This is a genomic window from Mesorhizobium sp. WSM4310 (genome assembly GCF_007003935.1).
Lineage (GTDB): Bacteria > Pseudomonadota > Alphaproteobacteria > Rhizobiales > Rhizobiaceae > Mesorhizobium.
Genome location: NZ_VFTA01000021.1, coordinates 98,902 through 111,275 on the forward strand (window position 1 = coordinate 98,902; position 12,374 = coordinate 111,275).

General features: G+C 64.0%; 13 protein-coding genes and 1 pseudogene. 10 read left to right on the forward strand and 4 right to left on the reverse strand.

Annotated features, from left to right (window positions below; all coding sequences use genetic code 11):
* The first annotated feature begins 186 nt into the window (after nucleotides 1-186).
* The 3 genes from FJV80_RS21915 (at nucleotide 187) to FJV80_RS21925 (ending at nucleotide 3,785) form a co-directional block, all read left to right on the forward strand.
* Entirely contained in the window at nucleotides 187-1,959 is a 1,773-nt protein-coding gene (locus FJV80_RS21915) for a tetratricopeptide repeat protein (RefSeq protein ID WP_142877396.1), read from the forward strand.
* Nucleotides 1,960-2,166: 207 nt separating this feature from the next.
* Nucleotides 2,167-2,970, forward strand: coding sequence for an alpha/beta fold hydrolase (locus FJV80_RS21920; protein ID WP_142877397.1), 804 nt, complete (start codon nucleotides 2,167-2,169; stop codon nucleotides 2,968-2,970).
* Between the two features lie 200 nt (nucleotides 2,971-3,170).
* Nucleotides 3,171-3,785, forward strand: a complete 615-nt coding sequence (locus FJV80_RS21925) for a hypothetical protein (RefSeq protein WP_142877398.1) — start codon at nucleotides 3,171-3,173, stop codon at nucleotides 3,783-3,785.
* Here FJV80_RS21925 and FJV80_RS21930 read toward each other — a convergent pair.
* The gene (locus FJV80_RS21930; RefSeq protein WP_095773703.1) at nucleotides 3,769-4,698 is read right to left on the reverse strand and encodes a metallophosphoesterase; all 930 of its coding nucleotides are present in this window, start codon (nucleotides 4,696-4,698) and stop codon (nucleotides 3,769-3,771) included. The two genes, FJV80_RS21925 and FJV80_RS21930, sit on opposite strands and share 17 nt — an antisense overlap.
* A gap of 65 nt (nucleotides 4,699-4,763) precedes the next feature.
* Between FJV80_RS21930 and FJV80_RS21935 the strand changes: the two genes are divergently transcribed.
* Both FJV80_RS21935 and FJV80_RS35165 read left to right on the forward strand, forming a co-directional pair.
* Entirely contained in the window at nucleotides 4,764-5,258 is a 495-nt protein-coding gene (locus FJV80_RS21935; RefSeq protein WP_095773469.1) for an NUDIX domain-containing protein, read from the forward strand.
* A gap of 27 nt (nucleotides 5,259-5,285) precedes the next feature.
* Nucleotides 5,286-5,503: pseudogene (locus FJV80_RS35165) on the forward strand (IS5/IS1182 family transposase); the annotation flags it as partial.
* 16 nt (nucleotides 5,504-5,519) lie between these two features.
* Here FJV80_RS35165 and FJV80_RS21945 read toward each other — a convergent pair.
* Entirely contained in the window at nucleotides 5,520-6,503 is a 984-nt protein-coding gene (locus tag FJV80_RS21945) for a glutathione S-transferase family protein (RefSeq protein ID WP_095792751.1), read from the reverse strand.
* A gap of 273 nt (nucleotides 6,504-6,776) precedes the next feature.
* On the opposite strand from FJV80_RS21945, the gene FJV80_RS21950 reads away from it, so the two are divergent.
* The 5 genes from FJV80_RS21950 to FJV80_RS21970 all read left to right on the forward strand — a co-directional run bounded on the left by FJV80_RS21950 (nucleotide 6,777) and on the right by FJV80_RS21970 (nucleotide 10,485).
* Nucleotides 6,777-7,301, forward strand: coding sequence for an N-acetyltransferase (locus tag FJV80_RS21950; protein WP_027047317.1), 525 nt, complete (start codon nucleotides 6,777-6,779; stop codon nucleotides 7,299-7,301).
* Between the two features lie 129 nt (nucleotides 7,302-7,430).
* Nucleotides 7,431-8,192, forward strand: coding sequence for a 3-hydroxyacyl-CoA dehydrogenase (locus FJV80_RS21955; protein ID WP_142877399.1), 762 nt, complete (start codon nucleotides 7,431-7,433; stop codon nucleotides 8,190-8,192).
* Nucleotides 8,193-8,305: 113 nt separating this feature from the next.
* Nucleotides 8,306-9,085: a HugZ family protein gene (locus FJV80_RS21960; RefSeq protein ID WP_095792750.1), complete on the forward strand. Its 780-nt coding sequence runs from the start codon at nucleotides 8,306-8,308 to the stop codon at nucleotides 9,083-9,085.
* 155 nt (nucleotides 9,086-9,240) lie between these two features.
* Complete coding sequence (locus FJV80_RS21965) at nucleotides 9,241-9,585, forward strand: metalloregulator ArsR/SmtB family transcription factor (RefSeq protein ID WP_142877413.1); 345 nt, start codon at nucleotides 9,241-9,243, stop codon at nucleotides 9,583-9,585.
* 102 nt (nucleotides 9,586-9,687) lie between these two features.
* On the forward strand, nucleotides 9,688-10,485 hold the full coding sequence (locus FJV80_RS21970) for an RNA methyltransferase (RefSeq protein ID WP_142877400.1): 798 nt from the start codon (nucleotides 9,688-9,690) through the stop codon (nucleotides 10,483-10,485).
* A gap of 31 nt (nucleotides 10,486-10,516) precedes the next feature.
* On the opposite strand, the gene FJV80_RS21975 is transcribed toward FJV80_RS21970, so the two are convergent.
* A complete protein-coding gene (locus FJV80_RS21975; protein WP_095790137.1) occupies nucleotides 10,517-11,668 on the reverse strand; it encodes a hypothetical protein in 1,152 nt (383 codons plus the stop codon).
* A 160-nt stretch (nucleotides 11,669-11,828) separates the two neighbouring features.
* Entirely contained in the window at nucleotides 11,829-12,365 is a 537-nt protein-coding gene (locus FJV80_RS21980) for a DUF1134 domain-containing protein (protein WP_244277619.1), read from the reverse strand.
* Nucleotides 12,366-12,374: the final 9 nt, after the last annotated feature.

Below are 12,374 nucleotides of genomic sequence, written 5' to 3' on the forward strand. Positions count from 1 at the left end.
CGGCCTTGGCCTCAAACGGCTGACACCGGCGACCCACCAATCCTGTAGCCGGCATCGGCCGCGTTATTAACCACCGGAAAATTATCCGGTGAGGTACGCGATCGCATAAGGGGTGTATACTTGTGTGGTGATGCGAGCCCTATATGATCGCGCCTCAACCTGTGCCGACTTCGAGAGGATCGACACTTGCAGCATGCCACGCCTGCCGCCCCCGCAGTGCGCGAGACACTGGAGCGACTGCTTGCCAGCGAAACGTTCGGACGGTCCGAGCGCGCGCGCAAACTGATCCGTTATCTCGTCGAACGCGAACAGGCCGGCGAAGCCGACAGGCTCAAGGGCTTTTCCATCGCCATGGACGTCTTCGGCAAGGACGGCGATTTCGATCCGTCGACCGATGCCGTGGTGCGGGTGCAGGCAGGCCGGCTGCGCGAATTGCTGCAGCAGTATTTCGCCAACGAAGGCATCGCCGACCCCGTCCGCATCGCCATCCCACGCGGCGGCTACGTCCCGGCCTATGAGCTCAACGCCATTCGTCTGCCGGAAGCAGCCAAACCCGCCGAGCAGACGCCGGCGGCGGCTCCGGCCGAGCACCCCAGTGCTGCCGAGGAGGCCGTGGCACCCGCCGCATTGCTGGCGCCGGCGGCAGCACCCGCGCCTTCGGTGGCGCGCCACCTCCGCTTCTTCTGGATGGCGATCGCCGTGGTCATCGCCATGCTCGGCGTCCTGATCCTGCGTCAGGGCGGCGGCGCGCTGCTCGCCGGCGGCGATCTGCCGGCGACGTTCGAGAGCGCCGGCCTGACCAGCAGCATCGGGCCGTCCCCGGTCAGCGAGGCCCTGCCGCTCGTCTACATCGCCGTCAAGGCCAGCGGCGCGGACGCCACCCGCGTCGCCGCGTCGTTGCGCGCCGGCCTGAGCGGCTTCGATACGATCGATTTCATCGGTCGCGACACTGTCGACAAGACCGATCCGGCCGCCGGTGCAACGAGCTTCATGTTCGATGTCCTGCCTGGACCGGGCGCTGGCGAGATCACCATCGAACTGCAAAGCGTGGCGACCGGACGTGTGCTTTTGTCGCGCAAGCTGACCGTCGCCGACAGCGCGCCATCGACCGTCGAGGACCGTATCGCCGGCATCCTGAGTTCGGCGCTGCCCGCGTCCGGCACGATCTACAACTACATCGAGCAGAGCGGCATTCAGAACGGCCTGACGCAGTGCCTGCTGCTCAACGGCAAATACTATCTCGACCAGAACGCCAGAACCCACGAGGCCGCCTATCGCTGCCTCGAAACCCTTGCCGAGAACGGCGCAAGATCGTCGCTTGTTTATTCCGAGCTCGCCTCGTTACACCTCGAGGCCGTGAACGACCACTACGCCTATCCGCCGGATGCGACGATCGAGAAGGCGATGACATTCGCCCATCGCGCCGTGCAGATCGGTCCGACCAGTCCCTATGCGCATCGTTCCTACGGCTACATCAATTCGCGTCTTGGCAACGCCGACGAAGCGCTGCGCTGGATGCGCAAGGCCTATGACCTCAACCCCTATGACGTCGCCATGGCGGCCGCCTATGGTTATGGGTTGGTTTTCGCCGGCCGCTACGCCGAGGGAACCCCCCTTCTGGCCCATGCCGTGGATGCCTCCAGCGGCCATCCGACATGGTGGGATTTCGGGCTTTTCGCCGGGGAATTCATGCTTGGCGACACGAACAAGGCCGCGATCGCCAGCTCTGCCCTGAGAACCACCGCAACAAAGTCACACTATCTTGCAGCCCGGCTGATCGGCGCCAGGATCTCCGGTCAGGACAGCCTGGCACGTAAGCTGCTCGATGAACTCACCACCAAATTCCCCAAATTCGCCGCCAACCCTCGCGCGACCTTCATTGACCGAAAATATCCGGCCGACCTGACCGAGCGGCTGATCGGCGCCTTGCGCGCCGCCGGGCTCGGCAACGCCAGCTGACCTCGTTTGGACCAATGGAATTGTTGGGCGTTCGCGCCCACAGGACGAAGCGCCGATCCGGCTGATTTCCCGGCTTTTGCCGGACGAACCCTTGGATGACATGCCAGCGCTCGCGAAAATCGCGAAAGGTTTACTGGCCATCGCTTTGGACAAAGAGCAATCCAGTCGCATTTCAAGCGTTCCCGCAATTTGATACCGTCCGCTTTCATGATCTCATCGCTCCACGCTGCCGAAAAGGGTGCCGGGTCCAAGACCATCGTCTTGCTGCACGGTTTCGGCGGTTGCGCTGACGTCTGGCGCGGCGTGATCGTCCCGCTGGCGCCCTCCGCGCGCACGCTTGCTTATGACCTGCCGGGACATGGCCTATCGCTCGACTTTCCCGATGCCGGGCCTGCAAAGGTGGCGGCAAGGGCCGTTCTTGCCGACCTTGCGGCCCGCAGGGCCAAACGCATCCATCTCGTTGGCCATTCGATGGGCGGAGCGGTGGCGACCTTGATGGCTCTGGCCGAGCCGGAGAGGGTGGCCTCGCTGACGCTTCTGGCGCCTGGCGGCTTCGGCCCGGAGATCAACGGGCCGCTGTTGCGTCGTTATGCCGGCGCACAGAGTCTGTCCGAGATCCTCGCCTGCCTTGCCGCCATGTCGGGTCCACGGGCGCCGCCTTTTGATCACACCGCCGATACGCTCCGCGAAATGCGCCAGCGACCCGGACAATCGGAAAAACTCGTCGCGATCGCCGCCGCCATGACCAGGGACGACCGGCAAGGCGTCATCCCGCGTGGGCATCTGGACAGGCTGACCATGCCGGTGATGGTGGTATGGGGCAGTGATGACGCGGTGCTGCCCTTCACCCAAGCCGACGACCTGCCGGCGCGCTTTCATGTGCATCAAGTGCTGGAGGCCGGCCATATGCTGATCGAGGAAGCGCCCGATCTGATCGCCAGCATCATCCGGCGCAATATGAACCGTCGGGCCAGACCCGTTCGCCCCAAACTCGCCGCCGCGGCCAGTTGAGTTGCTTAATGCATGTCGCCCAAAAATGACCTCGCTTTTGGCAGCACGACATGCATGAAACAAAGATCTGAAGCGCGTCGCGTAACGCGACGCGCGTCGGCGCAACATCCCACAGCGCGTCGGTCCGCTTCATCTCGCCAGTGCATTTTGCCGGCGTCTGTGTTAACCCCGTGTTAACCAAACCCGCGAGGCAGACGCCGATGAAGGACGCAGGCGAAAAGATCGATCCGTCAAGCAAACTGTCCGATGCCGTCCGTGATGTGAAGAACGCCTTCGCCGACCGCGACGATGTCGTCGTCGACATGCGCGAGGCGCATCGCATGCGCCTTGATCTCCTGGCCGCCGAACTCGCACCCGTCTTTGCCGATGTGCCCGCCGACATGGACAATTTCGACTTCGTCGTTTCGTCAGGGCTGCAGCCGCGTCTGTGGATCGATGCCGTCAGCCATGTCGCCATGGGGCGCGACCGCCGCACCTACCGCTTCCTCAAGGACACCCGCATCGGCCGTGTGGTGCTTGCCGAATCGACCGAGATGAAGCCGGTTGCCGATTCGGTGACCCGGTATGTCGCCGAGCGCATCGTCGAGCGCCAGAGGATGATGGAGGGCGGGGTCGAGCCGGCCGTCGCCAGCATGAGGCGCGCCGAGGTGGCGGAGGCCGAGCCGCCGCTGCGGTCGCAGCAACGCGGCAAGGGCTGGTCGGCCTTCCTGTCAGGCCTCGGCCTGGTCGCCGCAGGCGCACTGGTCGGCCTGGCGGTGTCGGTCGCCCTGTTCTGGGACCGCCTCGTGGCGATGGTGATCAGCCTGCGGCCATAGAAGCGCTGGCCTCCACACCCAGTTCCAAGGTCTGCAGATCGGCAGGCGGTATCGCCGGCCCGGTCAGGCCGCGCCGCGTCAGCCGGATGCGCCAATTGCCCTTTTCGCCATCGATATCGAACAGATTGTACTGTGCGGCCGGATGCTTGCCACCCGGCGCCTGGCCGGCGGCGGCGACCCCGACCACTGGAACCTTGGTGCCGCGCAGCCCGATCTGGAACAACGACGGCAGATGCGAATGACCGTGCAGGACAAGTTCCGCACCGTTCTTGCGAATGACCTTGTGGAAGCGGGCGATGCCGAACAGCCGCTTGTGCTGCGAGACGGCGCCGCGCACCGGCGGATGGTGGATCATGATCGCGCGAAACAGGCCTTGCCCGGCCGCATCGCGCAGGATCTTGCCGAGCCGCTCCGCCTGCCCTTCCATGAAGAAGCCGTTGGCCATGAAGGGTGCCGTGGCGCGCGCCGTCGAGACGCCGATCAGCGCGACATTGCCGCGCACGCGCAGATACGGGAACGCGTTGCGGTCGACCGGCGTGTTGACGCCGTCGCCGCTCATCCAGGCCGCCCATGCGCGGCAGACCTTGTCGAAGGCGCCGGGCACATAGGCGTCGTGGTTTCCGGGAACCACGGAAACGTCGTTCGGCGATCCCAACGTCTCCAGCCAGTGCTTGGCCATCTCGATCTCGCCGTCGAGCGCCAGATTGACGAGGTCGCCGGTGACGGCGAGGTGGTCGGGGTTCTGCGCCTTGATGTCGGCGGTGATGGCGTCGATGACGGCGTCATGCATGTGGCGCCGGCGATTGCGTTGCCAGTTGACGTAGCCGAGCACGCGCTTGGAGGCGAGATCGCGATAGGATACATCGGGGAGCGGCCCCAGATGGACATCGGAAATATGCGCGAGCCTGAACATCCATCCCTCATAGGCGACCAGCGCCGCGCTTTCCACTCAAGGTTTTCTTACCGGTTTCGCACCTGATGGCAAATCCGGACGACATCTTCCGACAGACCGGCTGGCCGGGTTTGCGGGCCAGGCTGTTCCATCTCTATTTCGTGCTGCGGCGGCCAATGACGCTCGGCGTGCGCGGGCTCGTCCATGATACCGCGACGAATTCCGTTTTCCTGATCCGCCATACCTATGTGCCCGGCTGGCAGCTTCCCGGCGGCGGCGTCGAGGTCGGAGAAACGCTAGCCGAGGCGCTGGTGCGCGAACTCGCCGAGGAAGGCAACATCGCGCTGAACGCGCCGGCGGTGCTGAAGTCGATGCATTTCAACTGCCGCTCCAGCCGCCGCGACCATGTCGGCTTTTACGTCATCGAGCATTTCAGTCAGACGATACCGAAGCTGCCGGACCACGAGATCGCCGAGGCCGGCTTCTTCCCGCTCGATGGTTTGCCGGAGGGAACGACGCCGGCAACGCTGCGACGGATCGCCGAAGTTTTTGGGGAGGAACCCGCGTCGCCCTATTGGTAAGCTTGCCTTAGCCGTTATAAGTCGCAAACTGCGACGCTCGTCGATGTCGAGATTGTCCGCAAACCGAAGTATCAGATTGGGTTCGCCGTTCATCCCAAGCGGTGGGTTGTTGAACGCTTCTTAGCGTGGATCAGCCGAAAGCGGCGGCTCTGGAAAGATCCGCAATCGACATCAAGTCCGCGAAAGTCTTCCTTTGCGCGGCATGCATCATGACCCTCGTCAGACGCATTGCCCGTGCATCATGAATTCTCGCACGGGCTCTCAGATCGCGAACCTTGCCCGGTCATGCGGCGCGCCATAGTCGAGCTCCGGCCCCACCGGCACGATTCGTGTCGGATTGATCGTTTCGTGGCTGCCGTAGTAGTGCGCCTTGATGTGATGCAGGTTCACGGTCGCGGCGACACCAGGCACCTGATAGAGATCGCGCAAATAGTTCGACAGGTTCGGATAGTCGGCGATGCGCCGCAGATTGCATTTGAAATGGCCGACATAGACCGGGTCGAAGCGCACCAGCGTGGTGAACAGCCGCCAGTCGGCCTCGGTGATGCGGTCGCCGACGAGATAGCGCTGCTTTGACAACCGCTCCTCCAACGTATCCAGCGCCGCGAACAATTCGCCGAACGCCTCCTCATAGGCACGCTGCGTGGTGGCGAAGCCGGCGCGGTAGACGCCGTTGTTGACCGCGGGATAGACCAGCGCGTTGACGCGGTCGATCTCATTGCGCAGGTCCTGGGGATAGAAGTCGAGGCTTGCATCGCCCCATGCGTCGAACGCCGAATTGAGCATCCGGATGATCTCGGAAGACTCGTTGGAGACGATGGTCTGCTCCTTCTTGTCCCACAGCACCGGCACGGTCACCCGGCCGGAATAGGCGGGATCGGCCTTGGCATAGATCTGGTGCAGGAAATCGAGACCGTAGAGCGTGTCGCCCGTGGCGCCGTCCTCGGCCAGGAATGTCCAGCCGTTGGCGCCCATGAAATGATGCACGACCGAGACGGAGATGATGCCTTCGAGCCTCTTCAGCGCGCGAAAAATCAGCGTCCGATGCGCCCACGGGCAAGCGAGTGAGACATAGAGATGGTAGCGCCCCGGCTCGGCCTTGAAGCCGCGCCTCCGGCCTTCGGCCGGCGCCCCGTCGACGGTGATCCAGTCACGCCATTGCGACTGCGTTCGCACGAACCTGCCGCCATTGTCAGCCGTATCGTACCAGCGATCCTGCCACCTGCCCTCGACCAGCAATCCCATGCGAATCTCCTTGCGTCCTTCCGCATTATCTAGGCGCAAGTTTGCCCCGCCGAAGACGTCAGGCGCTGAACAGACCGTCACTTGACGGAGACGGCGAACACATCAGGCCAATTGCGGCGGCCGAAAATTGATGCTAGCGGACACTCCGCATGTTCGACTTTGCTTTGATCCGGTTTGACCGACGACGAAAGGGCGCCCGCGCTTGATGAAGCGCTGACTGGCGAACGCTGCCGTTTGCAGCAACCTTTCCTCCTCTACCGGAACGCAAAGACCATGAGCCTTGCCGACGTGAAATACCTGCCGGAAACTCCGGCGCACGACCCCGAAATCGAAGCCATCAATGACGAGGCCTTCGGGCCCGGCCGCTTCGTGCTGGCCGCCTACAAGATCCGCGAAGCCGGCGGCCACGAGCGTGCACTGTCCTTTGTGGCGGTCGATGGCGATCTCGTCGTCGCCTCGGTGCGCATGACCCGCATCGCCGCCGGTGCCGGCCGCGCGCTGATGCTCGGGCCGCTCGCGGTGCGGCCGGCCTTCAAGAATCTCGGCATCGGCCGCCGGCTGGTGGCGATCGCGCTCGAAGCGGCTGCAAAGGCCGGCGCACCCGCCGTCATACTGGTCGGCGACGAGCCCTATTACGGGCCGCTCGGCTTCAAGCGTATCCCGCGCGGCCAGATTTCGATGCCGCGCCCTGTCGATCTCGACCGCCTTTTGTCGCACGAGATCACGCCGGGCGCGGTCGCCAGGCTCACCGGCGAGGTCGGTCATGCCAGCCAGGCCAGGGTCGCCGAGCACGTCTAGGCGATGGCTTGACCTTGGCCGTCGATCCAGGCCTGATCCATCCCTGTTTTCTGGGAGCAATTCCAGGAAGATGTGAAACGGTTCGGCGCTTTCGTGAAACAATGAATTTCTCCGGGAAAGGATGACGCCATGAACCCGAACGGCCAGATCGCGATCGTCACCGGCGGCGGCTCCGGCCTTGGCGAGGCGACGGCGCGCGCGCTTGCCGCCAAGGGTGCCCGCGTCGCCATCTTCGATGTCGGCATCGATCGCGCCGCCAAGGTCGCCGCCGAAATCGGCGGCATTGCCGTCCAATGCGACGTCAGCAACGCCGACAGCGGCGCCGCCGCCGTCGCCGAGACGGCGAGCAAGCTGGGCGAGCCGCGCCTCCTGGTCAATTGCGCCGGCATCGCCATTGGCGTGAAGACGATCGGCAAGGACGGGCCGCATCCGCTCGATCAATACCGCAAGGTGATCGAGGTCAATCTGATCGGCACCTTCAACATGATCCGCCTGGTCGCCGACTGCACCGCCAGGCTCGAGCCGCTGCAGGGCGGCGAACGTGGCGTCATCGTCAACACCGCTTCGGTCGCCGCCTATGACGGCCAGATCGGCCAGGCCGCCTATTCCGCTTCGAAGGGCGGCGTGGTCGGCATGACCCTGCCGGTGGCGCGCGACCTTGCCCGTTCCGGCATCCGCGTCTGCACCATCGCACCCGGCATCTTCAAGACACCGATGATGGCCGGCATGCCGCAGGAGGTGCAGGATTCGCTCGGCGCCGCCGTGCCCTTCCCGTCCCGCCTCGGCGAACCGTCCGAATATGCCGCACTTGCCCTGCACATCATCGAAAACCAGATGCTGAACGGCGAAACCATCCGCCTCGACGGCGCCATCCGCATGGCGCCGAAGTAGTATAAGTCCGGAAGTGCGATGCGGTTTTGGCCGACTTGCATAGAACGCTTGCCAGGACCGGCATCATCGTCTGATAAGTGGAATAGGAAAATCAACTTAGCAGGACGAGACCCTTGGCCGATCGAAAGAAGGACGTGATCCGCCAGACCGACGCCGAGGCGATCCGCTTGGCGAAGACGCTTCTGCGCAGCGCCCGCTTCGGCGCCCTGGCGGTGCTGGAGCCGCAGACCGGGTCGCCGCTGGCGAGCCGGGTCGGCGTCGCCACCGATATCGACGGCGCACCGCTGATCCTGGTCTCGATGCTCTCGGCCCACACGCCCGCCATGCTTGCCGATCCACGCTGTTCCCTGCTGCTCGGCGAGCCCGGCAAGGGCGACCCGCTGGCGCATCCGCGCCTGACGCTGATCTGCCAGGCGTCGCGGCTTGAGCGTGGCTCTGACGCACACGCCCGCGCCGAGCGCCGCTATCTCAACCGCAATCCCAAGGCCCGCCTCTATGCCGGGCTCGGTGACTTCTCGATCTTTCGCCTCGAGCCGCAGCGCGCCAGTCTCAATGGCGGTTTCGGCAAGGCCTATCTGCTCGATCGCTCCGATCTCGTCACCGTCGGCCCCATCGTCGAAGAACTTGCGGTAAGCGAACAATCCGCCATCGAGCACATGAACGCGGACCATCTGGACGCGGTCGCCATTTACGCGCATCATTACGCCGGGGCATCTGCCGACGGCTGGGGCATCGCCGGTTTGGACGCCGATGGCATGGATCTGGTGTCGGGAGACGATGTTTGCCGGGTATTCTTCCCACAACCTCTGGTAGCGACGAGGGAATTGCGACCCGTTCTGGTCGAAATGGCCAGGGGCGGCCAGGCGGCCGGACGGGCAGATGATGAAACTTAATTGCATTTGATCAAAAGCAACACTTGAGATTTGAAGGAAATGTTCTACCCTTCACAGGTGGCACTGACTCGTCAGTGGCCTTTCGCAAGTGAATTTATGGATTCAGGCACCATTGCCCCCATGGCGCCTTGATGAGCAAACAGCATGGGGCATTCATGGTCTCGACAAAGCTAATCGCCAACGCCGAATCTGCTGCCGAATTTTTGATGCTCATGGGCAACGAAAAGCGGCTCTTGATTATGAGCTATCTGATCGACGGTGAAATGTCGGTCGGCGCCATCGCCGACAAGGTGATGCTCAGCCAATCCGCGCTCTCGCAGCATCTGGCCAAGCTGCGGGCGCTTGACCTCGTGGAAACCCGCCGCGACCGTCAGATGATCTACTACTCCTGCAAATCCGACGCGGTGCGCGAGCTGCTTGTCGTGCTGGATGGTATTTTCGGTGCCGGCAAGGAGGACCTGTCCCAGATGGCACAGAGATTGCGCCGCGCCGGGACTTGACCGGACGCTGCTGCGGCCGCTTACCTCGCTGACGATTTTCGGAGCGTGGCTTGTGCGTCTCTCCAACGCACGAACCACGCTCTCGATGTTTGAGCGCAGGACATGGACCCAATTCGCATCGACGACCCACGGGATTCACGCGTCGCCGCCTATCTCGATATCCGCGAACGCGATCTTGCAGGCCGACAAGGCCGTTTCGTCGCCGAAGGCAAAGTGGTCCTCGATCTGCTTCTGTCGTCCGGCCGCTTCGGCGCCGAATCCATTCTTGTCCTGGAAAACCGGCTCGGCGGCCTGGAGGACATCCTGCACAAGGCGCCGGCGGACCTGCCGGTCTACGTCGTCACCAGCGCGGTGATGGATGCGATCGCCGGCTTCCACATGCATCGTGGCATCCTGGCCATCGGCCGCAAGGAGGCGCCGCAAGCGGCCGAGCCGTTGCTGGATGCGTTGCCCGACCAGGCCTTGGTGGTGGTGCTCGTCGGCATCGCCAACCACGACAATATGGGCTCGATCTTCCGCAACGCCGCCGCCTTCGGTGCCGATGCGGTGCTGATGGATGCGACATGCTGCGATCCGCTGTACCGCAAGGCGATCCGCGTTTCCGTCGGCGCCGTGCTCAAGATCCCGTTTGCATCCTTCACCGACACATCAGGCTTTACGGCGATGCTCGCCGAACGGGATTTTGCACAATTCGCCCTATCGCCGCGTGGACGAACCGACCTACGCGATGCTAGGCGGGCCGAACGCTTGGCGCTCTATCTCGGCACCGAGGGCGAAGGCCTGCCAGAAAGCCTGCTTGCGCGCCTGCAAACCGTGCGGATCACCATGTCGAAAGGCTTCGACAGCCTGAACGTCGCCGCCGCGTCAGCCATCGCGCTGCATCACTTCTCGCATCGTTGAGCAGCATGGGCGACGGCGGCGCACCGCCGTTTCAGTTCGCGTCCGCTTTCTGCAAGGCCCGCACGCGGTCGGCGAGGCTACGATCGCCGCCGTTGGATCGGCTGTCCTGTGGTGCCGCCAGCGCCTTGGCGATCGGGGAGTCAGGCCCCTCGAGCTTGGCCGTCAGGTGGACGACTTCGGCCGCAAGCTCGTTCATCTGCTCGCGCAGCGCGGCACTGGCATTCGCCGTGCCCGACGATGCCGCGGCGCCGAGATCCGCCTTGAGCCGCTTGTTCTCGCGCGCCAGCGCCGTCAGCCTGGCCTCCAGCCGCTCGCGGTCGCTGTCGAGCTTGGCGATCGCCTGGTCCAGATCATCGCGCTGTTTGGCCTCGTCAGGCCTGCCCGCTTCATCCGGCTTGCCGACCAGCCGCAAGGCCGGTCCGCCGTCCTCGGCCTTCGCCTTTTCGCGCAGGCGCGCCAGCTCCCTTTCGCGGCGGTCGAGCTTGTCCTCGCGATCGGCTAGCGTCGCCAGCAGCCGTTCGACCTTCTTGTCGAGTTCGGCCACCCTTTTCTTCTCCGCCTTGAGCGCATCGCGTGCGGCCTTGCTTTCGGCCGCGATCTCCTGCTGGCGCCGGTCCGCTTCCTTGCGCTGGCCGCGCAGCAGCGCGATATCGCTGGCTAGCTTCTGCAATTCGGACTCCCGCGCCACGAGCTCGATCTGCCGGCTGGAGGAGGAAAAACTGGCATCGTCATACATCTGCTCCAGCTTTTCCAGCTCGAGCGCCCGCTTCTCCAGCTTGCGTTCGGTTTCCTTGAGCCGCTCCGAAAGCCGGTGCAGTTCCTCTTCGCGCTGCCGCAGCGCCTCGTTCTTGGCGCCGAGTTCGGCGAGCGCGTTGTTCTTGTCCGTGCGTTCGATGGCCAACCCCTTCAACGCCTCGTGGCCACGATTGATCTCGACGAGCTGTTCGGCCGCTTTCTCGCGCAGCGCCTTGACGTTCATTTCGAGGCGGCGCGTCGCCATGGCGTATTCCGCCCGGATGCGGTCCTTGTCTGCCTGGATTTCGGTCTGTGTCAGCGGGATGGAGGCCTCGATGCGCCTGCGGGTCAACGCGACGGCACGGCGCCAGACGGCCGGAGCCACCATCAGTGCCAGAAAGCCGGCGCAGAGAAAGCCGAGGGCAAAGAACAGGACCGACTGAACCAAAGGACTACCCGCTATCGGCGGCAACCGCCGGAACTGGACCGCATCACACTGGCATGGCGGAAATCCGGCGCTGCGGCAAGAGCTTGCCGCAGCACGCGGAGGGTCACAGGCCTACAATTCCCATCGAAAACTTGGCATTGCGGTCATGACCGGTCGGACTTTAGAACGGATTCCAGGTCGCCCGCTCGGTCAGTTTCAGATAGCCGAGATTGACGCCGAGCCGGGCGCCGACGCCGGTGCGGATCGGCACCAGGAGCACATTGTTGTTCTTCAGCACATTGAAGCCGACGCCTGCCACCACATAGGCCGACCCCGCGACGCCGCCATACCGGTTGTAGAGGTTGCTGACATCGTCGAGATTGTAGACCAGCATCATCACCCGGGACCCCTCGCCGCCGAAATCCCAGCCCAGCGACGGGCCTTGCCAGAACACTTTGTGGTCGCCGGCATTCTTGGTGTAGAGCGTGCCTTCGCCGTAGGTCAGGCCGCCGATCAGCGCGCCCGACCCCTCCTCACCGAGCAGATAGCCATTGGGCAGACCGTAGGAGGCGAAGATCTTCTCGACGACGGTGGCGAGCCCACCCGAGGTCGCGCCGAAGAACTTGTGACCGGAATCGATAATCTCCTGAGCGGTGTACTCCTGGGCCCGCAGGGCTGAAGTCGAGAAGACGAGGACGCCCATGAGCGTGATCGCCATTGAGCAGAC